Origin of the sequence: Hydrococcus rivularis NIES-593, from assembly GCF_001904635.1 — a bacterium.
In the GTDB taxonomy this organism is placed as follows: domain Bacteria; phylum Cyanobacteriota; class Cyanobacteriia; order Cyanobacteriales; family Microcystaceae; genus Hydrococcus; species Hydrococcus rivularis.
The window spans coordinates 28768-54278 of the sequence record NZ_MRCB01000028.1; the positions used below are offsets into that span (position 1 = coordinate 28768).

The 25511-nt window shown below is 46.1% G+C and carries 24 protein-coding genes; 12 read left to right on the forward strand and 12 right to left on the reverse strand.

All coding sequences use genetic code 11. The annotated features are described in order from the left end of the window. Positions 1-39: 39 nt before the first annotated feature. From NIES593_RS18190 to NIES593_RS18220, 7 genes are all read right to left on the reverse strand, one after another. A complete protein-coding gene (locus NIES593_RS18190; protein WP_073600925.1) occupies positions 40-1656 on the reverse strand; it encodes a glycoside hydrolase family 3 protein in 1617 nt (538 codons plus the stop codon). Between the two features lie 81 nt (positions 1657-1737). Then, positions 1738-2142 (reverse strand): 30S ribosome-binding factor RbfA, encoded by a 405-nt coding sequence (gene rbfA / locus NIES593_RS18195; protein WP_015142074.1) that lies wholly within the window; start codon positions 2140-2142, stop codon positions 1738-1740. Between the two features lie 115 nt (positions 2143-2257). Beyond that, positions 2258-2461, reverse strand: coding sequence for a DUF751 family protein (locus tag NIES593_RS18200; protein ID WP_073600926.1), 204 nt, complete (start codon positions 2459-2461; stop codon positions 2258-2260). A gap of 160 nt (positions 2462-2621) precedes the next feature. Further along, positions 2622-4433 (reverse strand): aspartate kinase, encoded by a 1812-nt coding sequence (locus NIES593_RS18205; RefSeq protein ID WP_073600927.1) that lies wholly within the window; start codon positions 4431-4433, stop codon positions 2622-2624. A 141-nt stretch (positions 4434-4574) separates the two neighbouring features. Further along, positions 4575-5705, reverse strand: a complete 1131-nt coding sequence (locus NIES593_RS18210) for a CO2 hydration protein (protein WP_073600928.1) — start codon at positions 5703-5705, stop codon at positions 4575-4577. 40 nt (positions 5706-5745) lie between these two features. After that, entirely contained in the window at positions 5746-7248 is a 1503-nt protein-coding gene (locus tag NIES593_RS18215) for an NADH-quinone oxidoreductase subunit M (RefSeq protein WP_073600929.1), read from the reverse strand. Positions 7249-7352: 104 nt separating this feature from the next. Next, entirely contained in the window at positions 7353-9251 is a 1899-nt protein-coding gene (locus NIES593_RS18220; RefSeq protein ID WP_073600930.1) for an NAD(P)H-quinone oxidoreductase subunit F, read from the reverse strand. A gap of 784 nt (positions 9252-10035) precedes the next feature. On the opposite strand from NIES593_RS18220, the gene NIES593_RS18225 reads away from it, so the two are divergent. The 8 genes from NIES593_RS18225 to NIES593_RS18260 all read left to right on the forward strand — a co-directional run bounded on the left by NIES593_RS18225 (position 10036) and on the right by NIES593_RS18260 (position 16922). Further along, the gene (locus tag NIES593_RS18225; RefSeq protein WP_015142080.1) at positions 10036-10347 is read left to right on the forward strand and encodes a carbon dioxide-concentrating mechanism protein CcmK; all 312 of its coding nucleotides are present in this window, start codon (positions 10036-10038) and stop codon (positions 10345-10347) included. A gap of 86 nt (positions 10348-10433) precedes the next feature. After that, complete coding sequence (locus tag NIES593_RS18230) at positions 10434-10772, forward strand: carbon dioxide-concentrating mechanism protein CcmK (RefSeq protein WP_073600931.1); 339 nt, start codon at positions 10434-10436, stop codon at positions 10770-10772. Between the two features lie 16 nt (positions 10773-10788). Next, positions 10789-11112, forward strand: a complete 324-nt coding sequence (gene ccmL, locus NIES593_RS18235; protein ID WP_073600932.1) for a beta-carboxysome shell vertex protein CcmL — start codon at positions 10789-10791, stop codon at positions 11110-11112. 148 nt (positions 11113-11260) lie between these two features. Next, positions 11261-13258 (forward strand): beta-carboxysome scaffolding protein CcmM, encoded by a 1998-nt coding sequence (gene ccmM, locus NIES593_RS18240; RefSeq protein WP_073600933.1) that lies wholly within the window; start codon positions 11261-11263, stop codon positions 13256-13258. A 78-nt stretch (positions 13259-13336) separates the two neighbouring features. Next, positions 13337-14032: a beta-carboxysome scaffolding protein CcmN gene (gene ccmN, locus NIES593_RS18245; RefSeq protein ID WP_073600934.1), complete on the forward strand. Its 696-nt coding sequence runs from the start codon at positions 13337-13339 to the stop codon at positions 14030-14032. A 617-nt stretch (positions 14033-14649) separates the two neighbouring features. Further along, positions 14650-16065, forward strand: a complete 1416-nt coding sequence (locus NIES593_RS18250; RefSeq protein ID WP_073600935.1) for a form I ribulose bisphosphate carboxylase large subunit — start codon at positions 14650-14652, stop codon at positions 16063-16065. A gap of 82 nt (positions 16066-16147) precedes the next feature. Continuing rightward, on the forward strand, positions 16148-16558 hold the full coding sequence (gene rcbX / locus NIES593_RS18255; protein ID WP_073600936.1) for a RuBisCO chaperone RbcX: 411 nt from the start codon (positions 16148-16150) through the stop codon (positions 16556-16558). A 28-nt stretch (positions 16559-16586) separates the two neighbouring features. Then, positions 16587-16922, forward strand: a complete 336-nt coding sequence (locus tag NIES593_RS18260; RefSeq protein ID WP_015142087.1) for a ribulose bisphosphate carboxylase small subunit — start codon at positions 16587-16589, stop codon at positions 16920-16922. An 81-nt stretch (positions 16923-17003) separates the two neighbouring features. On the opposite strand, the gene NIES593_RS18265 is transcribed toward NIES593_RS18260, so the two are convergent. The 3 genes from NIES593_RS18265 to NIES593_RS18275 form a co-directional block, all read right to left on the reverse strand. After that, the gene (locus tag NIES593_RS18265; protein WP_073600937.1) at positions 17004-17537 is read right to left on the reverse strand and encodes a retropepsin-like aspartic protease family protein; all 534 of its coding nucleotides are present in this window, start codon (positions 17535-17537) and stop codon (positions 17004-17006) included. A 95-nt stretch (positions 17538-17632) separates the two neighbouring features. Then, positions 17633-17974, reverse strand: coding sequence for a histidine triad nucleotide-binding protein (locus tag NIES593_RS18270; protein WP_073600938.1), 342 nt, complete (start codon positions 17972-17974; stop codon positions 17633-17635). 120 nt (positions 17975-18094) lie between these two features. After that, on the reverse strand, positions 18095-18250 hold the full coding sequence (locus tag NIES593_RS18275) for a DUF2256 domain-containing protein (RefSeq protein WP_073600939.1): 156 nt from the start codon (positions 18248-18250) through the stop codon (positions 18095-18097). A 64-nt stretch (positions 18251-18314) separates the two neighbouring features. Between NIES593_RS18275 and NIES593_RS18280 the strand changes: the two genes are divergently transcribed. Then, positions 18315-21440 carry a glycoside hydrolase family 38 N-terminal domain-containing protein gene (locus NIES593_RS18280; RefSeq protein ID WP_083602485.1) on the forward strand — a complete coding sequence of 1042 codons (3126 nt, stop codon included), beginning with the start codon at positions 18315-18317 and terminating at the stop codon, positions 21438-21440. A gap of 3 nt (positions 21441-21443) precedes the next feature. Here the strand turns inward: NIES593_RS18280 and NIES593_RS18285 are convergent, their stop codons facing one another. Next, positions 21444-21947: a YceD family protein gene (locus NIES593_RS18285; RefSeq protein WP_073600940.1), complete on the reverse strand. Its 504-nt coding sequence runs from the start codon at positions 21945-21947 to the stop codon at positions 21444-21446. 190 nt (positions 21948-22137) lie between these two features. Continuing rightward, a complete protein-coding gene (locus tag NIES593_RS18290; RefSeq protein ID WP_073600941.1) occupies positions 22138-22803 on the reverse strand; it encodes a class I SAM-dependent methyltransferase in 666 nt (221 codons plus the stop codon). 457 nt (positions 22804-23260) lie between these two features. On the opposite strand from NIES593_RS18290, the gene NIES593_RS18295 reads away from it, so the two are divergent. The 3 genes from NIES593_RS18295 (at position 23261) to NIES593_RS18305 (ending at position 25500) form a co-directional block, all read left to right on the forward strand. Then, positions 23261-24028: an RNA polymerase sigma factor SigF gene (locus NIES593_RS18295; protein ID WP_073600942.1), complete on the forward strand. Its 768-nt coding sequence runs from the start codon at positions 23261-23263 to the stop codon at positions 24026-24028. A gap of 136 nt (positions 24029-24164) precedes the next feature. Then, on the forward strand, positions 24165-24764 hold the full coding sequence (locus NIES593_RS18300) for a DJ-1/PfpI family protein (RefSeq protein ID WP_073600943.1): 600 nt from the start codon (positions 24165-24167) through the stop codon (positions 24762-24764). Between the two features lie 241 nt (positions 24765-25005). Further along, positions 25006-25500: a host attachment protein gene (locus NIES593_RS18305; protein ID WP_073600944.1), complete on the forward strand. Its 495-nt coding sequence runs from the start codon at positions 25006-25008 to the stop codon at positions 25498-25500. Positions 25501-25511: the final 11 nt, after the last annotated feature.

Consider the following 25511-nt stretch of genomic DNA (forward strand, 5'->3'; position numbering starts at 1 on the left):
GATAAGAGGCTAAATCTTTTGATTGTTTTAATCCTTATTTTACTGAAATGTGTCTTTTGTAACAGATATAAAGAACTTAGATGGCTCGAACATAACTTCAGTTGCGATCGCTTGTGCCCGATCTATCTGAGCGTAGGAAAATATCCAAGGTAATTCTGGCGGGAGTTGAGAACGAAACCACTCCAAAATATAAGGACTGCCGTAAATAATTAGTCCTTGAATCGAACCGCCCTGGAGCAATTGCTCATAAAAACCCCTTGCTTGAGGCGTTAATCCGGCAATTCCTCGGAAGGGATTAGCGCGAATAAAGACTTGTAGCAGCGTTTTTCTAGGATCGTCGCCAACCAAATTTAGAGAGGTTTGGTCTAGTAATTGCAACTCGTAACCGAGTTGTTTGGGGATGGTAACTGCTGGCGTATGGCGATCTAAAAAATCGCAATTGAGCAGATCGTCAACTACGATTAAATTTCTTCCCTTCTCCTCGCTAGAAGGTTTTAGCGGCAGGGAACCGCCCATTTGCATCGACTCTCGTAGAATGCGATCGACTGTTTGAATTGCCGCAGGTTGTTCTAATTGTGAAATAAAGAATAAAGCCTCTTTTTCTGTCTTATTGCGTAGAATTTTCCGTTTCGCTTGCCAAATCCTTTCGATAGATTCGTGAATTCTTGCTTCGCTCAAACGTCTCGATCGCACTGCGCGATCGACGGCTTCAATTGCAACTTCAGGATCTCCAGGCATTAACAGAATATCTGCCCCCGCTTCGACTGCCATCACGGCAACGTCTTCTGGCGAGGCATAGTTAGCAACGCCGCCCATAATCAAGGCATCGGTGACGATTAATCCGGCAAACCCTAGCTGTTGCCGCAATTGACCTGTAAGAATGGGTTGAGAAAGGGTTGCCGGGCGATCTGAGTCCCAAGCAGGGATGAGTAAGTGAGCGCTCATAATGCTATCTACCCCTGCCGCGATCGCGCTTTGAAAGGGGAGTAACTCCACTTCTGCCAGTCGGGAAGCAGCATGAGGCAGGACGGGTAAATCCAGATGGGAATCGGTGGCAGTGTCCCCATGTCCTGGAAAATGTTTAGCAGTGGTGAGGACGGGATAGGATTTTGCGCCTTCGATAAAAGCTGTTATAAGTTGAGCAACTACTTCAGGCGTATCCCCAAAGGAACGCACATTGATGACTGGATTATCGGGATTATTATTGACATCGGCAACGGGAGCATAGATCCAATTAATGCCGATCGCTAACGCTTCTTGAGCGGTAATTGCGCCCATTTGGGTAGCATAATATTTGGCGCGATCGCGATCGCGATCGGCAATCGCTCCGATTGCCATCGGCGGCGGAAACCATGTCGCACCTGCAAAGCGCTGTCCGACGCCTTCTTCGATATCCGCGCCGATGAATAAAGGAATCGTCGCCCAACTTTGTAGCTGTTGCGATCGCTGGGCAATTTCGACAGCACTACCTCCTAATAATATGACCCCGCCCAGGTTTAACGTCTGCAACCAATGGCGTAACTTAGCAGCAGGCGGTTCCCAAGCGGGATAGCGAATTTGTCGGTCGAACAAATAGCCAGAGGCACGTACCACTACCATTTGTCCGATCTGTTCCTTGAGAGAGAGTTGCGTCCAATCGGGTAAACAGTCAGGCATAATAGTTCAAAGTTTAGAGTTCAAAATTCAAAATTACCTCAAACTTTGAACTTTGAATTTTTCACGTTTTAGTCGCGCGCGTTACCCTAAATCCTCTTGCTCAAGATTATCTATCTCCTCGTCCTCTTCTCGATGAGTGTCGCGAATTTGGTTTAACAGATGTAAGGTGCGATCGCCTCGCTCTAGAGAACGATCTTCGACAAACACGACTTCTGGCGTTCGGCGCAGTCTAATCCGCTGACCGAGTTCGCGGCGCACAAAAGCAGTAGAAGATTTCAATCCTGCCATCGTCTCGGCTTTTGCCGCTTCTGTGCCGTAAATACTGACGTATATTTTGGCATGTTGCAGGTCGCCAGAGACATCGACATCTGTAACGCTGACCATACCAGCACCCACGCGATCGTCTTTGATCTCGTTGAGCAACATCTGGCTAACTTCGCGTTTGATTAGAGAAGAAACGCGCGAAACCCGACGATTATCAGCCATAATTTTCGCCCCCTTTTTTTGACTATGGGCAATTTTAGGTATTATCCCTTGTCTATTGTCGGTTATTTTTCGGTTTTCGTTTCGGAAAACCAACGATCTTTCAGGTTGCGATTGGCTAAGCTGCGGATAACCCTAGCATAGCTCTGAGCGTGAAGGCGATAAAGGCAAATCCGCCTACTAATATCCCTATGATTGCAATTGCCGTTACAGGATTTTTGAACCAGGGTTTTAAGCTGTCAAAAAAAGCAATAAAAATTCCCAGAATCAGACTCAGAAGATAGGTCGGGTAACGGGAAACATTGATAAAAAAGTCTTTCATCGCTCAGCACGGCATTCTACATTACATCTTTATGGTGTAGCACTTGTTCGGGTACTTAGACAACCGTTCGGGGTTGGATTTGTGAGTGCAAGCCGGAATGAAAAGCGCGTGTTTAAGAATCGCAAGCAAGACGATCGCACTACCTAAATTACAATTTCCATTAGGCGGGAACTTCAACGATATCTTTTCCTGCTAGTCCAAAAGCTTCGTGAACGGCTTGTAAGGCTTTAATGCCATCTTCTTTGGTTACTACGCAACTGATTTTAATTTCAGAGGTAGTAATCATTTGAATGTTGACGTTCTGCTGGGCTAAAGATTCAAAAAATCGAGCCGCAACCCCTGGCTGTCCTGCCATTCCAGATCCGACAATGCTAACTTTAGCCACATTAGTATCTACCTTAACTTCGCCGCAACCCGTACTGGCAGCTAGGGCTTCTAGGGCTATCCGTGCGGCTTCTGCATCTGCCTGGGCGACGGTAAAAGCGATGTCGCGGGCGGGGGTGCCGTTAATGATGCGACAACGCTGGGATTGAATAATCGTGTCTACGCTGATATTTTTCTCGGCAAGCGCCCCAAAGATTTGCGCCGCCATGCCGGGACGGTTTGGCACGTAACGAATCGCAATTTGTGCTTGATTGGTATCTAAGGCGACTCCGCGCACGGGTGGAGAGTCGGCAGATTCGGTAACGACGGTTGGTGGGAGGAGGGGAGAATCTTCTACCTCAAAGGCCTCGCACAAGGCTTTAATAGCGCGATCGCACTCGTCTTCAGCAATGACGCAACTCACTTTTACCTCGGAAGTCGAAATCATCTCAATATTGACGTTTGCCTCGGCTAAGGCTTTGAACATCTGGGCGGCAATCCCCGGACGGCCGATCATGCCTGCCCCCGCGATGGAAATTTTGGCAATGCGTTTTTCTACCATGACTTCGGCTTCTTCAGAATTTGTCAGATGGGAGCGCAAAGCGGGGGCGATCGCTTCTGCTACGGCTTCGGCTTTGACGAGCATGTCTTTGACGACGGTAAAGGCAATGTCGTTGCTATTGCCTTCGTGAATTGACTGGATGATGAGATCGACATCGACGTTTTGACGGGCAATTTCGCCAAATAACCGCGCTGCGATGCCGGGGCGATCGGGCACTCGCAGGAGCGCGACTTTTGCCTGATCTGCGTCGAATCCAACTGCATCGACTGTCTTGGTAATTTCTAATCCGACTAAGGGGCGAGGTTTTGGTATGGGCGAGATAACTTTCGTTCCCGGTTCGTCACTCCAACTCGAACGGACGACTAGGGGCACGCCGTAATTTTTTGCTATCTCAACTGCCCTCGGATGGAGAACTTTTGCGCCCAAGCTGGCTAACTCCAGCATTTCGTCGCAGGTAATTTCGTCCATTAACTTCGCCTGCGGTACGATGCGAGGATCGGTGGTGAGAATGCCGGGAACGTCGGTATATATTTCACACAGATTGGCTTTTAACGCGGCAGCCAAAGCAACGGCTGACGTGTCCGATCCTCCGCGTCCCAAGGTCGTGATTTCTAGGTCGTCAATGCTGCTAATGCCCTGAAAACCAGCTACGACGACGACTTTTCCCTGTTCGAGATGGTGCTGAAGACGTTTTGTCTTGATTTCTAAGATTCTGGCACGACTGTATTCGGCTTCGGTGACGATGCCAACTTGGGCACCCGTTAGCGAAATGGCAGGCTGTCCCAATTCCTGCAATGCCATACTCATCAGCGCGATGGATACCTGTTCCCCAGTCGAGAGAAGCATGTCCATCTCCCGGCGACAGGGATTGGGGGAAATTTGCTTGGCTAAGTTGACCAAACCATCGGTGGTTTTTCCCATTGCAGAAACGACAACGACAACCGCGTTGCCGCCTTGGACGGTTTGCTGTACCCGTCGGGCTACTGCTTGAATGCGATCGACCGAACCAACGGAAGTTCCACCGTATTTTTGGACAATGAGTGCCATGCTTTTTCCTTTTTAGACCAGGGAAGTCTATCCTATCAATTCTCTAAGTTATCAAACTTGTGGAAACAAGTAGAAAAAGACGAAATAAGAAATCAAGCGATCGCCCGACTCAATTATTATTATTCCAACTTTTCTCTCCTGTTAGCTATTTACGTCTACTAACCGAGAAGTCTTGAAGCGATTCATCCATCCTTCTAGATAAGCCCGATTGGCTTTTTTCTTTTCTGGATCGGTAGTATCTAATGGATAGGGTGCCAATCCTTTAATGGCTGCTGTCGTTACGCAAAACATAGCCTTTTGGAAACTTTGACAAATTTGCACCAATAAGTCATCTTCTTTGCGGAAACTCTGGCGGTAGATTTCATGGAGATATTCCGGTAGAAAATGACGCATATCCTGCATTAGCAGGGTTGGTGGGATGCCTGCACCTCCGGTTGGCAAAGGATCGGCATACAGTGCCCCGTAAGCAAACATCTCTTGGTCGTAGGGAATTTGATAAGCTTGAGCATTGTAAGAAATCGTGCCGGGGAAGGGCGTTCCCCTAAAGAATACTGATTCTACATAAGGAACTGCCGTATCGGGAAGAAATGTTAAGCCCGCCGATTTGGGAATCAGATCGTAAATCTGACCTTTAAGTTGAATTTGATAAGTAATCGGTTTATTGGCAGCGGCAACTAAACCATCCAAGATGTGTTGGACTACTTGCGAGATAGATTGAATTTCGCCGCGATCGTAGCGATCTGATAGATTGAGGAAAATATCAGCCATCACTCGCCAAAATTGCCCCAATCCGCTATAATAAGCCATCTGTCGCATTTGTTCGGGCAAAAACTCCGGGAAGATTTTGTGTAGTCCTAGCATCGCTACATTGCCCTTGAATTTAGCTTGGATGACTTTTTCTGCGGCTTTCCTAAAGGCTGGCGTATCGCAATAGGCATCTAATCCGCCGCCGCCGTGCCAGAACATTACTTTCATGCAGTATTCGGCATACTCGAAGTTAATGCGATCGTGCCACCAATGACGCAGTAACTTCGCAAACGTGATTTCTCCGTTGAAGTATTTGAAAAAAGGAAATAATACCAAAAACTGATTTTCGGCAATATAGATTAAATTGCGCGAATAGGCATCTAGCACGACCCCGTAACTTTTGAGAATGCCGACCACTTCGGTGACGTTTTCAGGAGAGTCTTTCAATAGGGCTTCTCCTGACTCTAGGCGATAGATATATTTGGCTAGGGGATGTTTGGATGGCTCTAGTTGAGTGCTAACCATGACAAGCTCTTATTTTAGGAATGGGAATCGGATTTTGTTATCAATTACTGTTATTATTGCCGATTATCTGAGTGGCGATCGCGTCTTCAGTACCAGTCAGCAAGATCCCTGCCTGGGGTTCGCTCCAACGCACCATCCAATTTGGCTGAACGCCTAAAATAACGATAAATAAGGCGAGAACGATCGCAGGCATCCGTTCCGACCACAAAACTTGCGGTAATTGAGATAATTCTGGGGTAAGACGACCAAAAAAGACGCGGTTAACCATTAGCAAGAAATAAACTGCCGTCAAACCGCTACCAATCAGACAGAGCAGAGTTTGCAGGGGAAAAATGGGGAAACTGCCTCTAAAAACCAGAAATTCCGCAATAAATCCCGCCATTCCCGGAATTCCCGCACTTGCCATCACGCCCAAAATCATTAGACTTCCAGCGATGGGCAAACCTCGTTCGGGGTTGAGCAACCCTTTTAAGAAATAAACATCGCGGCTTCCAGTTTTTTTATACACTAGCCCTACCAACAAAAACAGCAAGGCAGAAATCAAACCGTGACTGACCATTTGGAAGATTGCGGCGGTGATGCTGAGGCGAGTAGTAGCTGCCGCTGCTAAGAGAATATACGCCATGTGAGCAATGGAGGAGTAGGCAACCACTTTTTTCATATCTTGTTGAGCGATCGCGCAAGAAGCCCCATATAATGCACTAATCACAGCTAAAGTTGCCATGGCGGGCGCTAAAACCACCCAAGCATCTAAAAATAACCCCATGCCAAACCTCAGCAAGCCATAGGTTCCCAGCTTCAACAACACCCCAGCTAACAGCACGGAAACCGGAGTAGAAGCCTCCACGTGAGCATCTGGCAGCCAAGTATGGAACGGGAAAATCGGAATCTTGATCGCTAAACCAACCAGAAGTGGGGCGAGTAAGAGGAGTTGCGTTCCTACGGGTAAAGTATGCGATCGCAACGGCGCATAATCAAAACTAGAAGCTCCCGTCAGCCATACCAGTCCTAAGAAAGAGACTAGCACCAAAAAACCCGAAATCGCCGTATACAAAAGAAATTTCATCGCTGCATAGCCTCGGCGTTCTCCTCCCCAAATGGCAATTAAGAAGTATAAGGGAATAATTTCTAGTTCGTAGAACAGGAAAAATAGCAGTAAATCCTGTGCCAAGAAAGCGCCAGCAACGCCGCTACTGAGGAGAAGTAATAGAGAATAGTAAAATCGGGGTCGATGGATGGACTGACTCGTGCTGTAGATAGCAATTAAGCTCAGCAGGCTATTCAAGAAAATCAAAGGAAATGACAGCCCATCAATTCCCAAATGGTAGCTCAAACCGAGCCAGCTAATCCAAGGAAGATATTCGGATAGTTGAATGTCGGGGTTGGTTGGATCGAACCTAAATCCCAAAACTAGATTCAGAAATAATACGCTACTGGCAATCGCCAAAGCTAGCGTCCGGGTATGAAAAGCCTCTAGTTTGCCCGGATAAAATGCAATTAGTACTGCTCCTAACAACGGCACCCAGATTAAGGCACTGAGCATTGTCTTTTAACTTATCTCCTTATAAAAATGATGGTTTGATTGGTTGTTAGTCGTTAGTAGTTAATCGATCCTTGACCTACTAACTACTATCCACTAACCGCTAACTATTGACTGAGAAGCGACGACCAATAATTTGTTACGATCGTCCACTGACCGCTAAGCACCGACCATAGCAAGAAACTTACACCTAGCACAATAGTCAGCAGATAAAACTGAGACTGACCGGAAACATTATATTTAAGGGCATTGCCGCCAAAAATGGTAGCCAGACTGACAAAATTAACGACTCCGTCGATAACGTAGCGATCGAACCAAGATGTTAATTTCGATAGTGAAGCTACTAGCCAAACTACGGTGAAATTGTAAATTTTATCGATGTAAAAGTCGTAAGCAAACAAATCTTGGAAAAACCGCAGGTAAAGTTGCGTCGGTCTAGCCCAAGACCGACGCAGCTCTAGAGTAGCTCCCATCATACAGCCAAATAAACTCGATGCCACCAATAAGGGGATTGCGTATTGAAAAATAGCGCGATCGCTATTGGCTAGGGGAGTTGTCGGACTCAACCACAACGGCCATCGAATCGGAGCTAAGGGAGTCAGTAGGACAATAACCGTCAAAACGACCATTGGCAATGCCATCGGCCAAGGCACTTCCGGCGATCTGCGGGTTTTGCTTTGCGCTTGAGAGAGAAACACCAAACGAAAGACGCGAGTCAAATTCACTGCACTCAGGAAATTAACGAATAACAGTACCCCTAACAACCACCAATCAACGTTCCAAGAGCCATTCAACCAACGCTGCCACGTCCAAAACATTCCCATCGGCATCAGCGCGATTAAACCAGAAGATCCCACGACGAAAGCAGAGGTTGTAGCAGGCATCCGCGACCACAGACCGCCAAGTTCTGTAATATTTTGGTTGCTGGTAGTCATAATAATCGACCCCGCACTCATAAATAAGAGGGCTTTAGCAACCCCATGGGTCAACAGAAGTAAAAAGGCAATGTCTACGTGCCCCAACCCTACCGCAATAAAGACTAACCCCAAATAAGCACTCGTAGAATGGCAGAGCGTTCGCTTGATATCGATTTGTGCGAGAGCAATTAGCGACGTGCCAATCGCCGTGATTGCACCGATCGCGATTAAGACATCTGAGGCAATGGGCGATAAAGTAAATACAGGCTGGAGTTTAATCAATACATACGCTCCAGCAGATACGACAATCGAATTTCGCATAATCCCTGCGGGGTTCGGTCCCTCCATTGCCTCATCCAGCCAAAGATTGAGGGGAAATTGAGCGCATTTCCCCGTCGGTCCTGCAATCAGAGATAGTCCTACCAAAGTTGCTGTCAGTGGCGCTAACGGCGAAGTAGCCGCCCAATTTTCGAGTTGGGAGAAAGAAAGCCCAGCACCGTAACTAGAAAGGGCCACTAATCCCATCAACAAAATAATGTCTCCGACTCTTTTGGTTAAAAAGGCATCTCTGGCGGCAGTGACGACTAAAGGTTGCGCGTACCAGAAGCCCACTAATAAGTATGTAGACAAGGTTAGCATTTCCAGGAGAGCATAACTGAGAAAGAGAGAGTCGCTTAAAGCAATGCCCCCTAGTGCCGCTTCAAAGAAGCCCATCAGACTATAGAATCTAGCCAACGACCAGTCTTTTTCCATATAGCCGAGAGCATAGATTTGCGCTAGCAAGCCGATCCCCGTGACTACTTCTAATGCTCCCAGGCTGACGGGAGACAGCTCTATCGACAAGGTCAGATCTAAGTCCGCAACTTGAAGCCAGTGAAAAACTAATTGTTCTGTCTGTCGTTGCCAAATGAAATAAAAGGCTATTGAGCCGTGTATAAAGCCGATAGTTGTCATTAATAAATTGAAGTAGGCTGCTGGTCGCGGTCCCGTCCGACGCACGATTCTCATCGACCACGGCAGCGTTAAAAAAGAGCCTATCAAGCTGTAAAAAGGAATAAACCAACAATGTTCGAGAAGGAAATCGCTCATTAAAATTGCCCTTGGACTCAAAGCGAGAAAAACACCCGCCTAAGCGGTTTTTTGATTCGATCTATATTGCCGTTCTAAAAAGTTTTATGTCAATTGAGTTGCTTAAATTAGCCTAACCTTAGAGATTAAGCCATAAACTTTTTAACTCAATAGATAATCTTATGAGAATGGTAATTTTTTCTAATCAGACCGAATCAGTTCGGTATGATTACCTAGCAAATCTGGAGAAACTCTCTTTGGGATAGAAGAATCGTCTCTCTAGATAACTTTTGTGAAAACAGACTTATTGCTTCGCTCGATCGAGATAATAGTCAAATCTTTATCCTGCATTATTTTGACCGATCTACATCTAGTTTTCTAAATCGATTAGTATAAAAAGATTATAAAACAGTCTTAACCCCTCAAGGAGTTTTCTGCTTGCGATGGCTTGATAGAGTGCAATCAATCTTTAGGATTAACTTTTATTAACTATAATATTAAAAAATATCATCGCGATTTATATTGTCAAAGGGAACAAGGTTTCCTATGCTTGATTTTAAAGGCTGATAAGTTAGCCAATCCCGTCAAGTTTTTCAACCAGCTAAGTGGAGTGGGATAGTTCAGACGTAAGGCACATCAGCGATCGGAGCTAGTAGCGGCTCGGTCTGTCGCAGCCCTAAAAGAAGCCGGAGTCGATCGTTGTCCTTCCCAAGTTGGAAAAAAAGCAAGGTAGGAATTTGTTTTTGCTTACTTAGTTCAGTTTGTAAATCGGTTTAATTTGGCTTGATAAGCGAGGAAATCAAAAATGCCAATTGCAGTAGGAATGATTGAAACTTTAGGTTTTCCAGCCGTTGTAGAAGCAGCCGACGCGATGGTTAAAGCTGCCCGCGTCACCTTAGTCGGTTATGAAAAAATTGGTAGCGGTCGCGTGACGGTTATCGTTAGGGGAGATGTTTCTGAGGTACAAGCTTCAGTCTCCGCAGGAATCGACGCAGCTAATCGCGTTAATGGCGGTCAAGTTCTCTCTACTCACATTATCGCTCGTCCCCACGAAAACCTAGAGTACGTGTTGCCAATTCGCTATACAGAAGAAGTGGAGCAGTTCCGAACGTATTAGATTTAGTCATTAGTCATTAATTATTGGTCATTCGTCCCTAGTCAAAGGATAAATGACAAACAACAAAGATTCTGGAGTAAAGATTTATGTCAATTGCAGTTGGAATGGTGGAAACCTTGGGTTTCCCAGCCGTCGTAGAAGCAGCCGACGCGATGGTTAAAGCTGCCCGCGTCACCTTAGTCGGTTACGAGAAAATCGGCAGCGGACGGGTTACAGTGATTGTTCGAGGCGATGTTTCTGAAGTGCAGGCTTCTGTATCCGCAGGCATCCAAAATGCTAAGCGAGTCAAGGGCGGAGAAGTTCTGTCTCACCATATCATTGCTCGTCCTCATGAAAACTTGGAATACGTGCTGCCAATTCGCTATACCGAGGCAGTAGAGCAGTTTCGTGAGAGTGTTAATCCCCAACCGCTCAGAAGAGTATAGAGCGACTGAACCAGGAATGCAAATTGCTAAAGTTCGGGGCACGGTTGTTAGCACCCAAAAAACCCGCACTCTGACGGGAATGAAGCTCCTGTTATTGCAGTTTATCGATGCCGACGGACAACTTCTCCCTAAATATGAGGTCGCCGGAGATACGGTAGGCGCAGGGATTGATGAGTGGGTGCTAGTTTCCAGAGGCGGCGCAGCCCGCATTGAGAGTGGATGCGAAATTCGTCCGCTAGATGCAATGGTGGTTGGAATTATCGACACGATAACGGTAGAAAATCGCCTACTTTACAGCAAAAAAGACGAATATAGAAGACCGGCACTCGGCGCTCAGTGACCAATACAAGCTTGGAGTTATCGTTTTTAATTGGGAACTCCAAATCCTAACAACTGGTAATTGACAATGGGCAACTAATGTACAGACACGGACGCGATAAGAGTGCGTCTTTACCACTGATAACTGACATTGGGAGGAATGAGTAAAAATGGTAGTCCGCACTAAGGCGGCTCCCCCGACTCCTTGGTCGAAAAGTTTAGCTGAACCGCAAATAGATGAAAGCGCCTACGTACATTCCTTCTCGAATTTGATCGGGGATGTCAAGGTCAATGCCAACGTGTTAATCGCTCCCGGAACGTCCATTCGCGCCGATGAAGGAACGCCATTTTATATCGGCGAAGGCACAAATATTCAAGATGGTGTCGTCATTCACGGTTTAGAAAAAGGACGGGTTGTCGGGGATGATGGGAAAGAGTATTCGGTCTGGATTGGCAAACAGGCATGTATTACTCACATGGCATTGATTCACGGACCAGCTTACGTCGGCGATCGCTGTTTTATCGGCTTTCGCTCGACAGTGTTTAATGCCAGGGTGGGGGAAGGCTGTATCGTTATGATGCACGCCTTGATTCAAGATGTGGAAATTCCGCCGGGAAAATACATTCCATCGGGGGCGACGATTGTTAACCAGCAACAAGCAGATCGACTGCCGGACGTGCAGGAGAGCGATCGCGCTTTTGTCTATCACGTAGTAGAAGTTAACGACGCTCTGAGAGAAGGTTATCAATGTGCACAAAACGCTGCTTGTATTGCTCCCATTCGGCAACAGCTAAAGCGATCTGAACAAGACACTAATGAAACTAACTATATAAATTCGATGGAGAGTATGGGTTTAAGTTCGGATATCAGAGCACAGGTACGTTCCTTGTTGTCTCAAGGCTACACCATCGGTGCGGAACACGCAGACAAGCGCCGCTTCAAGACTAGCTCTTGGCTCACCTGCGGCACGATTTCAGGTAAGCGCGAAGACCAAGTTATGCAAGAGTTGAATGCTTACCTAAACGAGTATGAAGGCGAGTACGTGCGCTTGATCGGTATCGATCCCAAAGCCAAGCGGCGCGTATTAGAGATGATTATTCAACGCCCTGGAGATGCGCCCGCTCCCGTTGCTAGCGCTAAAACAACCAGTTACAAGGCGGCAACTAACGGAACGACCGTCAGATCGGGAGATGGCAACGGAAGCATCAGCGGCGATATAGCGTCTCACGTGCGATCGCTACTTAACCAAGGCTACAAAATCGGCACCGAATTTGCCGACCAACGTCGTTTTAAAACTGGATCTTGGCTGACGGGTTCCACCATCGATGCCAGACAGGAATCGGAGGCTATCCGTGCCTTACAAGCAACGATAAGCGAGCACGAAGGAGAATACGTGCGTCTAGTAGGAATCGACCCCAATGCTAAACGGCGCGTTTTAGAATTAATTATTCAAAGACCCGGCGAAACAGCAAGCATCAGCTCAAATGGATCGTCAGTCAGGGGAGCTAGTAACGGCACTAAAGCTGGTGTTGCCACCAGTAACGGTGGCTTGAGTGCCGAAACCATCTCCCAAGTGCGCTCCCTTTTGATGCAAGGCTATAAAATCGGCACCGAACACGCCGATAAACGCCGCTTCAGAACCAGTTCTTGGCAGAGTTGCGCTCCCATCGAGAGCAATCGCGAATCTGAGGTCGTTGCTGCGCTGGAAGCTTGCCTGAGCGAACACCAAGGCGAATACGTCCGCTTGTTGGGCATCGATCCAAAGGCAAAACGGCGCGTACTGGAAACTATCATTCAACGCCCAGGAGATAGCGCCCAAAACGGTTACAGCTCTACAACAACAGCTTCAACTTCTAGCGACTCCAGCTACAGCACATCAAATAGTGCGAGCGCAAAAGTGAGCAGCAGCTTAGATGCCGAAACCATCTCCCAAGTGCGCTCCCTTTTGATGCAAGGCTATAAAATCGGCACCGAACACGCCGATAAACGCCGCTTCAGAACCAGTTCTTGGCAGAGTTGCGCTCCCATCGAGAGCAATCGCGAATCTGAGGTCGTTGCTGCGCTGGAAGCTTGCCTGAGCGAACACCAAGGCGAATACGTCCGCTTAATTGGCATCGACCCCAAAGCTAAGCGGCGCGTACTGGAAACCGTTATTCAACGCCCATGACAAAGTAAAAGGGCAAAAGGAAAAAGGCAAAAGCGTTTCTTTTTTCCTTTTTCCTTATTCCTTTTTCCTTTACCAAGTATGCATTTACCGCCCGTACAACCTGTCAGTTATTCAGAATTTTATGTAAGTGGAGATGTCACTATTCACGAGAGTGCGGTAGTTGCTCCAGGCGTTATCCTCAACGCCGCTCCCAATAGTCGGATTGTCATTGGAGCCGGAGTCTGCGTTGGTATGGGCACTGTTCTTAATGCTTGCCATGGCGAGATCGAAGTGGGAGAGGGTGCCGTCTTGGGAGCGGGAGTGTTGACGATCGGTCGAGTTAAAATTGGCAGCAACGCCTGTATTGGTTCGGCGACAACTATCTTTAATGCCTCTGTGGACAAGATGGCTGTGATTCCAGCTGGATCGTTGATTGGAGATCCTTCTCGTCAGGTCGCTATTGTTGTAGAAGCCCAGACAGATAACTCGAAAGCGTCGGTAGCTGATAATAACTCCTCTACTTCAGTACAGGAATCCAAGAAATCTCCCCTCAAACCGAAAAGGAAATTGGAGAGCGAGGAACGTCCAGAAAAAACTAAATCGCCTTCTGAAGTAGAAAGTAGTAAGTCCGCTGTAGAATCAACCGTTGAAGTCGATACTCACCAGACTAAACCCGAATCGTCTTCCCAGACCTCAAAGCCTCCCGTTATCGGTCAAGTATATATCAACCAGCTATTGGTATCGCTTTTTCCAGAACGCAACTCTTTTAAGCGCTCTCAACCAGATAAAGATTAGAGAGATTTATAGCCATTTTCGCAAAAATTCTGGAGCTATTCCAAGAACTTCTCTAAAGCTAGATTTTGAGAGACAATTAGCGTTATTTTTAGTTAACTTTACCCATAAAGATACTTAAAGAATAAAAAAGTTTTTCTTCAAAAAATCAACAAAGTTAAAGAGCGAGAAAATTAGCAAAACCGTGAGTGAGTAATTAAACTAAAGGAAACAATTGAATAAAGATTTTCGCGCTCTGAGCAGTAGCCTGAGAGCCATCGGGCTTTTATTGTCGATCGGTTTTTAGACAAAAATCTTAATGCTCAAGTATTGATAAATAACGTTTTATTAATTTTTTTAACAAAGAAAAATTGGCGATTAGCTGAATTAATAGACCTGAAAAAATTTTCTAATCAGAAATTTAAAAAAATCAGAAAAAATTTTGTCTGAATAATCTAAAATTTATGTTAAGATGAGAACTCGAAAAACAGATAGTCAAACTGGATGGTTGGCTTCGGAATTTTCTAGAAGCTTAAGAGTTTACTATAAAGAATTTCTCAAAGAGACCGTGGAGATCGCGCCCCGGCGCTCGATCTTAAAGTAGTGAGAAATACAAATGACATTTATGGAGGAATGACCTAATGGTACAAGCCAAATCACAAGGATTCCAGGCTGGTGTAAAAGATTACCGCCTGACTTACTATACTCCCGACTACACCCCTAAAGATACTGATGTTCTCGCCTGTTTCCGCGTAACGCCCCAACCTGGCGTTCCTCCTGAAGAAGCAGGAGCGGCAGTAGCGGCAGAATCTTCCACCGGAACTTGGACGACGGTTTGGACGGACAACTTGACCGACCTCGATCGCTATAAAGGTCGTTGCTATGACATCGAGCCAGTTCCCAACGAAGATAATCAGTATTTTTGCTTTGTCGCCTATCCTTTAGATCTATTTGAAGAAGGGTCAGTCACCAACATGCTGACCTCTATCGTTGGTAACGTTTTCGGATTCAAAGCGCTACGTGCCTTACGCCTAGAAGACCTGCGCATTCCCGTTGCCTATCTGAAAACCTTCCAAGGTCCTCCTCATGGTATTACTGTAGAGCGAGATAAGTTGAACAAATACGGTCGCCCGCTACTCGGATGTACCATTAAACCCAAGCTGGGTCTATCGGCTAAAAACTACGGTCGCGCCGTTTACGAAGCTCTGCGCGGCGGCTTAGACTTCACTAAAGACGACGAAAATATCAACTCTCAACCCTTCATGCGCTGGCGCGATCGCTTCCTCTTCGTACAAGAGGCGATCGAAAAAGCCCAAGCCGAAACTAACGAAATCAAGGGTCACTACCTCAACGTAACGGCTCCTACAGTCGAAGAAATGCTCAAGCGGGCGCAATTCGCCAAGGAAATCGGCACGCCCATTATCATGCACGACTATCTCACGGGTGGTTTCACCGCTAATACTACCCTAGCGAAGTTCTGCCGCGATAACGGTTTGCTGCTCCACATCCACCGTGCGATGCACGCGGTTATCGACCGTCAGAAAAACCACGGCATTCACTTCCGCGTATTGGCGAAGTGCTTGCGCATGTCTGGTGGCGACCACCTGCACTCTGGTACTGTCGTCGGTAAACTCGAAGGCGAACGCGGCATCACGATGGGCTTCGTCGATCTAATGCGCGAAGACTACATAGAAGAAGATCGTTCTCGCGGGATCTTCTTCACCCAAGACTGGGCTTCTATGCCTGGAGTAATGCCCGTCGCTTCCGGCGGTATCCACGTATGGCACATGCCCGCGCTGGTAGAAATCTTCGGCGACGATGCTTGCTTGCAATTCGGCGGCGGTACGCTCGGACACCCTTGGGGGAACGCACCCGGTGCAACGGCTAACCGCGTGGCTTTGGAAGCTTGTATCCAAGCTCGTAACGAAGGTCGTTCGCTGGCTCGCGAAGGCAACGAAGTGATCCGCGAAGCTGCTCGCTGGTCTCCCGAACTCGCTGCTGCTTGCGAACTGTGGAAGGAAATCAAGTTCGAGTTTGAGGCGATGGATACACTCTAATCCTTAGATGATTGTTAGTTTTGAAGGAATAACAAATCTTTCATAACTAACAACACAGCCCCGTTGGGACAGGTAGGCATTAATGTATCCTAAAAAAATTGCTCGCGATACGGCAAAAGTTTTACAGAGTTACCTGACTTACCAAGCAGTTCGTACCATCATCGATCAGTTATCGGAAACGAATCCGACTCAGGCGATTTGGCTCTCGCAGTATTCCTCTACTAATAACATTCAGGATAGCGAGGCTTACCTGGAAGGCTTGATGGCAGAAAACAAGGAATTAGTCTTGCGGATCATGACGGTAAGAGAACACCTTGCTGAAACCGTATTAGACTTCCTGCCAGAAATGGTACGTACGGGTATTAGTCAGGCGAATATGGAACGCCGTCGCCAGTTATTGGAACGCCTTACTCAGACCCAATCTACCATTTCAAGGCCTCACTCAGAATCCCCCGATTCGGAACCAAACGAATCTTCAGACTCACAACCATAGATTTTAGATTGATAGGAAGACAGAACCCATGAAAACATTACCCAAAGAGCGCCGTTACGAAACTCTCTCCTATTTGCCTCCCATGACGGATCAGCAAATTGCCAAGCAGATCCAGTACATGTTAGACCAGGGATATATTCCTGCGGTTGAGTTTGAAGAAAATCCCCAACCTAGCGATCACCACTGGACTTTGTGGAAGTTGCCGCTATTTAGTGCGACTTCTCCCCAAGAAGTTCTTAATGAAGTGCGCGAATGCCGTGCTGAGTATTCCAACTGCTACATTCGCGTCATTGGCTTTGACAACATTAAGCAGTGCCAAACGATGAGCTTTATCGTTCACAAGCCTAATTCCAGCCGTTACTAAAACGAAAAAGCTTAAAGTGTAAGTGCGATCGAGGTGATGCGTTTCTGCGTCACCTCTTTTTATTTGGTAGGTGATGTAATCTTAGCGGATATGCAACTCGACTACGCTATCTCTAATCGTTACATCGTGACCGCCAAAGAAATTTTGTCCCAGAAGTCCTATGGGAAGATGGGGAGAAACTAGGACATCTAAGTCTTTAATAACCATTCCGCCAGCTTGAACTGAAGCAACGCGTCCTATGCCCGCTTGAACGACTCCACCAGCAGTTGCTACGGGGATTTCTCTATCTATGTTAATGCCAAGTGCTTTAGCCATTTCGGGACTAATTGTCGTCGCGCTTGCCCCGGTATCTAAGAGCATCTCAAAGCGTTGTTTTCCATTAAATGTCACGTCAATAACGGGAATTCCAGCATCTCGGCGTTTAATTGGGACGCGAAACGTTCCCGATGCAGAGGTTTGAGGTTGAACGGTAGTGTCTGCGCAGACATATCCGAGGTCAACTAACTGACCATTGGAACCGCGCATGAAACAGCCTGCATGTTCTTGAGGACGGACGGCTAGGGGAGTCAGAACAACCCCCGATACAACAACTAAGGCGCTTAGAATCGTCTTCATTGGAGTAGCTATCGATCGATAAGGGAGTTTAATGTTACACTTATAGATTTCCCGAAAAAGCTCGTCAAGTTAACATCTTCTGTCCGATGCCTTTCTCAACCGGGAGGCCATTTCATCTGGCGATCGCCTAAAATATGTAAGTGAAGATGAGAGACGGTTTGACCGCCGTCATGGCCATTGTTAATGACCACTCGATAGCCATTGCCCAGTCCTACTTGCTCTGCAACTTTTTTAACAGTTAGCAGTAAATGACCGAGTAAATCTCGATCCTCTAAAGTAGCGGCATCTAACTGAGGAATCGGCTTTTTAGGAATAACCAGGATATGTGTTGGGGCTTGAGGGTTTATATCTCGGATAGCCAAGGATAATTCATCCTCGTAGACAATATCTGCTGGAAGTTCTCTTCTAATAATCTTACCGAAGACCGTATCGCTCATAGCTTACATTAAAGATCTGCTCGATTCTATTATCATCGATCGACAAATATTCACAAGTTTTTAATGAGTACAAGGTACTCCGTCAATCGGTCTATGTAATAGACGATACAAATTAAAGTATTATTGCTCGGCTTGCGATCGTCGTCTGCGACAACGTTCCGAACAATATTTAACATCATCCCAACATTTTGCCCACTTTTTGCGCCAAGTGAAAGATAGCCCGCAGACGGGGCAAATCTTTGTGGGAAGATCGGATTTGGAGCGCTGACGTGCCATCTTTGAGCGGCGATCGGTTAATAGGAGCTAAAATTTACTAATATTATTGCTATGCTGGATCGACTTGTCTGACTCTATCTTAGTAACAATTGCTCAAACGCAAGAAAAGCTGCGCCAACTAACACAGATTGACGTACAGACTAGTTGGCGCTATTCTAGCGAAGATTTATCGGTTGAGGCGATCGATCCCTCCGATTGGCAACTCGCTCAGCCTAACGAAAAAGGATACCTCTGCTGGTCGTCGGGTCGTCAAGTACAATGGTTAGCGCAGCAATTTATTGTTCCCCAAGACCTACAAGGCTATCCGCTAGAAGGAATGGTATTGCGGCTAGTTTTGACTTGGTGGGCAGAACAAGCGCAAATTTTCGTTAACGGCAAATTAGTACAAGAAGGCGATTTATTCGATTCCTCTGTACGGCTTCTCCTTACCCCTTCAGCCAAACCTGGAGAAATCATTACCGTTGCCTTGCGCTTAGTTAGCCCCGGACACGACATTGGGGCATTAATGCGATCGCGGTTAATCTATGAAAAAACCCACAATCCCATCGAACCCGGTTTTGTTGCCGACGAATTGACGGTACTGCATCAATATTTAGAAACATTTGAACCTGAAAAATTAAACGCTCTTGCAACGGCCACACAACAGATTGACTGGAATGTTGTCTGTGATGCAGAAAAATTCGATCGCTGTTTGTCAAATCTGCGTCAAACTCTACAACCCCTTGCCGCATCGATAAAAGAACGCTGCTTCCATCTACTCGGTCATGCCCATCTTGACATGGCTTGGCTGTGGACGACTAGCGAAACCTGGGAAGTTGCCCAACGCACCTTTGAATCGGTTCTCCATTTACAACAAGATTTTCCCGAACTCACGTTTTGCCACACTAGCCCCGCTCTTTATGCCTGGATAGAAAAACATCGTCCAGACCTCTTTAAAGCGATTCAAGAGGCTGTTAAAGCTAAATCCTGGGAAGTTTTAGGAGGGATGTGGGTCGAACCGGAAGTCACCATAACCTCTGGAGAATCTATCGTTCGCCAACTTCTGTACGGTCAACGCTACATTAGAGAAAAATTTGGGGAAATTACTCAAGTTGCATGGTTGCCAGATAGTTTTGGTTTTTCTTGGCAACTTCCGCAAATCTTTAAGCAAAGCGGGATTGAATATTTTGTCACTGGAAAATTGCACTGGAATGATACGACTAAGTTTCCCCATGGCGTTTTTTGGTGGCAATCTCCCGACGGAACTCAGTTATTAACGCTGATGTCTCCTCCGAACGTGATGGGGGTGATGGATACCAATCCGATTGTAATGGCGAACTATGCCATTGATTGGGAACGTCAAACAGGATTAAAAGATACTTTTTGGCTTCCTGGCGTAGGCGATCGCGGCGGAGGTCCCAGTCGAGATATGTTAGAAGTGCAGCGACGCTGGCGGCAATCTCCTTTTTTCCCTCAGATAAAGTTTGCAACAGCGGATGAGTATTTGTTCGTGGTAAGTGGTCAGTCGTTAGTAGAAAACCGACAACCAACTACTAACGACAAACCAGTAACATTCCCCATTTGGAACGACGAACTATATCTAGAATTTCATCGAGGTTGTTATACGACCCATGCCGACCAAAAATCCTACAATCGCCGTTGCGAGGGATTATTATATCAAGCAGAACTTTGGGCTTCTTTAGCAACAATTATTCTGGGTCAAGCTTATCCCAAAACCGAACTAGAAGACGCTTGGAAAAAAGTACTTTTTAATCAATTTCACGATATTCTACCCGGAACGTCTATTCCAGAAGTATTTGTCGAAGCGAATGAAACTTGGCAAGAAGTAGAAAGAGTCGGGCAGAAAGTATTAAATAAATCATTGAGTGCGATCGCCTCCCAGATTACCTTACCTCCACCGCCTCACCCAAACGCTCGACCTATTATTATCTTTAACTCTCTCAATTGGCAACGATCTGAAGTTGTTGTTTGTTCCATTCCTTCAGGTAACTGGGAAATCTACGATTTAGCAGGACAAAAACTTCTATCCCAGTTATCGGCAGACGGTCAACTTCTCTTCCTAGCCAAAAATATTCCCTCAGTTGGTTATCGTCTCTTCTGGCTATGTCCGTGCCAACAACCAACCACTAACCATCAACCACTAACCTCGCATCAAAACTTTATTTTAGAAAACGAAAAGCTTAGAGTAATTATCAACCCCGAAACCGGAGACCTAAACAGCATCTTCGATCGCATCGATCGACGGGAAATTCTCAAAGGGGCAGGAAATCAACTACAAGCGTTTGAAGACAAAGGTCAATATTGGGATGCTTGGAATATCGACCCCAACTATGCTCAACATCCTTTACCGCCCGCACGATTAAAATCCATACGATATTTAGAATGCGGCCCCTTGCAATGGCGAGTACGGATCGTCAAACAACTCAATAACTCAGAATTTTGTCAGGATTATGTTCTTCATGCCAACTCACCCATTCTAAAAATCGCCACAATGGTAAACTGGCAAGAAACCCACGTCCTGGTAAAAGTAGCTTTTCCTTTAAACGTAGAAAGTGACTTCGCAACCTATGAAATTCCCTGCGGGGCTATCAAACGTCCCACCAATCCTCAAACCCCTGCCGAAAAAGCCAAATGGGAAGTTTATGCCCTGCGCTGGGCAGATTTAGGCGATCGCGAATACGGTGTTAGTCTTCTCAACGATTGTAAATACGGCTACGATAGCCAACCGACTCAGTTACGCCTCACCTTACTTCGCAGCCCTCAATGGCCCGATCCTGGGGCAGATAAAGGCACTCATCAATTTACTTACGCTATTTATCCTCACCAGGGAAGTTGGCAAGCAGCAAAGACAGTTCGTTACGGATATGAGTTGAATGTTCCGCTAACAGTTCTCTCAGGCGAACTAGATAACAGGGAAAAGACTCATTCTTTGCCTGCTACAAGTCAGTTATTAGATTTAGATTCAGAAAATCTGATTTTAATGGCATTCAAACAGTCTGAAGACGATCCAAATGCTTGGATTTTACGCTGTTACGAATGTCATGGAGGAACGGTGAAACATTCTCTCAAGGGCGATCTGCAATGGGCAAGTGAGACTCCCGTCGATTTATTAGAACAGCCATTAAAGGAAATATCTGAGATTAATCCTTGGAAGATTGTCAGCTTCAAGCTGAGACAACCTGAAACTTAACATCTACTCTGATAGTTGCTTTCTCAACGCTTCTAGGGACGCCCAGCGAGTATCTATGCCAGGTTCATTTTGAGAATAGGTAGGGGCGGCTGGCTGACAGTCTTGAGTGCATAATCGTCGCAGTGGCAGCAGCAGAGATAGCTGTTCGTACAACCAGGTATCCGGTTCAAAGTAACCATCAAACGGCAGTGTTTCTGACAAATCTTCCATCGAAATTTCCCGTTCCAAGGGGATAGCTTTATCCTGGTCGGCATTTTTATCAAGCCAGATAATTTCGGAAGTATCGAGAGACAGGCGATGGTTGTACTGCTTCAAACAGCGATCGCAAGTCAACGTCACAATCGTCTCTGCCTTAGCAAAAACTTCTAGAAAATTTCCTCGATGGTTGACTGTCATGCTTCCCCGCACGGGCGTTAAAGTCTCTAAACCGGGAATAAATTCCTGGATCTGTAGCGTCTCTTTTCTCTCTAGTGCTTTGAGGAGTTGCGGAATATAAATAGCTTCCATGGCAAATGAAGGGCAACTATATTCCTATCATAGAAATTTTTCCACCATTATGATAAGTCTTGCTCGATTACTAATAACCAAACGCAGACAAATTCATCCTGATGTTACAGGTTATCCCAAAAGTATAGAATGTCATTTCGTTACCTTCTCCTGCACTGGGAGTGACAAAATAAACTTTTAGGATGTCCTCTTAGCCGCGCTTGCGCACTAGCGTTAATCCATCGGCAATAGGAACTAGACTCATCGTAACGCGATCGTCTTGATGGATCTTTTGATTTAACCGTCGAATCACTTGGGTTCGATTATCTGTCGCGTCGGGATCGGCTACTTTTCCTCCCCAGAAAACATTATCGATCGCGATTAGCCCTCCCGGACGCACTAATTGCAAAGCTTGTTCGTAATAGTTATCATAATTGCTTTTATCTGCATCAATAAAAGCAAAATCAAAAGTATTAACTTGTCCTTGAGCGATTAATTGCTCTAAAGTTTCTATCGCGGGAGCAATACGAAGATCGATTTTATGAATTACGCCTGCTTTTTCCCAATAGCGGCGAGCGATCGCCGTGTATTCTTCGCTGATATCGCAGGCAACGATCGTTCCCTCTGGTGGCAGTGCCAAGGCAATTGCTAAAGTACTGTAGCCCGTAAATACGCCAATTTCTAAAGTTTTTTTCGCTCCCATCAATTGGACGAGCAATGTCATAAATTGACCTTGTTCGGGAGCGATTTGCATGTTCGCCATTGGATGTTTGGCGGTTTCTTGGCGAAGCTGAGTTAAAATCTCTGGCTCTCGCAAAGCAATCGATTGGAAATATTCATAAAGATTGCGTTCCATTCCAAAAGTTTTATTAGCCATTTTTCATTTCCCAATCGACAAGTAATAGAATCAAAGTCCGATCTCGGTCAATCTAATTTGCAATTCCCAATTATCAATTCACAAAGTTAGAGGAGGCTTTGCCGTCTCACGGCGGAGTATCTCTAACTCAATTCACAATTACCATCAGTTTAATATGAGATCGATGCTCTGACGGTGGAACGACTTCACAGAAAACGGAATAAAAACGAGCGATCGACTTAGTTGAGAACACCGAAGTCACATACAAACAAAGTTATTTTGGCTTGGTTTGGGCAGCCGAATTTTTTTGGATTAGAGTCTCGTTCGGGGTTTTAGAGAAAGTCTCAGCATAAACACTGAGATCGTAAAGTTACATTCTCAAGATTTCAGTGAAATGCCGATAGTACCAAAGGGGTCAGATGCGGACAATAAGGATTAGTTAAATAAATCAATTGCTGCATCTCAAACACTAGGACTCATGACCACTCAGTCTTCTACTATTCGTAACATTGAACTTTTGAGCGCCTACTCCCGCAACCCTTCCTTAAAACTTCGCAACAAACTGGTAGAGTTAAATGCCGGACTGGTACGCCAAGTTGCCCACCGTCTCAGCAAGCAATGCACCGAATCTTACGAAGATTTAGTCCAAATTGGTTTTATCGGCCTCATTCGCGCTATCGAACGGTTTAATCCCCAACAAGGTTGCGCGTTTAGTTCTTTTGCCATTCCTTATATCAGAGGCGAAATTCTTCACTATCTGCGGGATAAAGGTCATATCATGCGCATTCCCCGCCGCTGGCAAGAGCTATATGCTAAAGGAAAAACCTTGCGCAAGGAATTGACCCTTTCTCTGGGACGCTCGCCTAGAGAAAGCGAAGTAGCCAAAGCTCTCGGTATTTCTCTCCAAGAGTGGCATGAGTGTCAACTGGCCCAACAAAATCGCTTGCTGGTTAGTTTAGATGCTACTATCGGTCAATCGGCAGATTCCCAAATTACCTTCGGCGATACTTTACCCGATCCTCGCTGTCAAGCTGAGGCAGCGATCGCAGAAGAACGCCTGCAACTGCAAAGAGCCATGAATCAGCTTGAGGACAAAACTAAAGCAGCAATCGAATGCGTGTTTTTACGGGATTTACCTCGCAAAGAAGCAGCCAAGCAAATTGGGATCAGTCCCATGACGGTAACACGCCACCTACAAAAAGGAATCGATCGGTTGGGAGTCCTATTACAACCTCAAGCAGCATAGATCGATCCTCTAGAGACGATAATCTATAAGCAGCAATATTTCGGGCGAGCAAAGACCAAAGATTTTGCTTGCCTTTTATTATTTGTATAAAAGTACCAATTTAGGAAGAAGTTTTTAATCGAACCGGAGAATATCTATGTCTGGAAAACGAATCCTTATGGTCGTCGGCGATTTTGTCGAAGACTACGAAGTCATGGTTCCCTTCCAAGCCCTACAAATGGTCGGTCATACCGTCCATGCCATTTGTCCTGACAAGAAAGCTGGCGAAAAAGTTCGCACCGCCGTCCATGACTTTGAAGGCGATCAAACCTATTCTGAAAAACCCGGTCATCACTTTACCCTCAATGCCACCTTTGATGAGGTGCGAGCCGAAGATTACGATGCACTGGTCATTCCCGGCGGACGAGCGCCAGAATACATTCGCTTGAATGCAACGGTTATCGAAATGGTGCAACATTTTGCTCGCGCTAATAAACCGATTGCCGCGATTTGTCATGGCGCTCAACTTCTCGCGGCAGCTGACGTACTGCAAGGAAAGCGATGCTCTGCTTATCCCGCTTGCAGTCCAGATGTCGTCCGCGCGGGGGGACAATACGTAAATATCCCAGTCGATGAAGCCATTGTCGATGGTAACTTGGTTACGGCTCCAGCTTGGCCCGCTCATCCTCGCTGGTTGGCAGAATTTCTCAAGCTATTGGGAACGAAAATCGAGCATTTAGCTATGGCTGGCGTTTAAAGGAGTCAATCATCTAATCGATCGCCTCGCTCGAAAACCCTCTGTTTTTGTAGGGAGAGTTCGCGAACTCTTCCTACAGCGTTAGAATTAAGGTGGTATTGGCGATCGCCGTTTGTTGATTTAGTTTTGTAAATAAAAATCCCGATCCAGATACAATTTTAAGCTTTATTCCAGAGTGTCGTAGGATACACCTGACTCTTGTTAAGATGAAGAATCTATCAATATAGCTCTTGAAGTTGTTATGAATCAATCAGTTGTTGCTGTTATTGACGGTACTAAAGCGCGTTTCTTCATCCTAGAACAAGCAGAAGTACCAGAATATCAGTCGGGTCCCAACTTGGTAGAAAAAGATAGCCTTGCCAATACAGCTAACGAATTGCATGGGAAAGACCTCTGGTCAACGACTAAGACGGGACGCAATCGCGGTGCTGCCGGACAAGCTCACGGCTACGACGACCACCGTCAAAATCATTTGAATGAGTTCGAGCGCAGCTTTGCTAAGGAGATTGTGAATAAGATAGTCGAATTGACGCAAGCCTATCACGCTCAACAGCTTCTTTTGGTTGCCGAGCCTCAAATTTTAGGACTGTTACGAGAAGCCATTGCGCCGCACCTCCCCAAACACCTCAAGATTCAAGAATTGGCGAAAGATTTGTGCAAATTGAAACCCTTAGAACTTCACCAATATCTGGCAGATAAAGAATTGCTCCCAGCTCGCAAAATTGTGTCCCGATAATTAAATCTTAG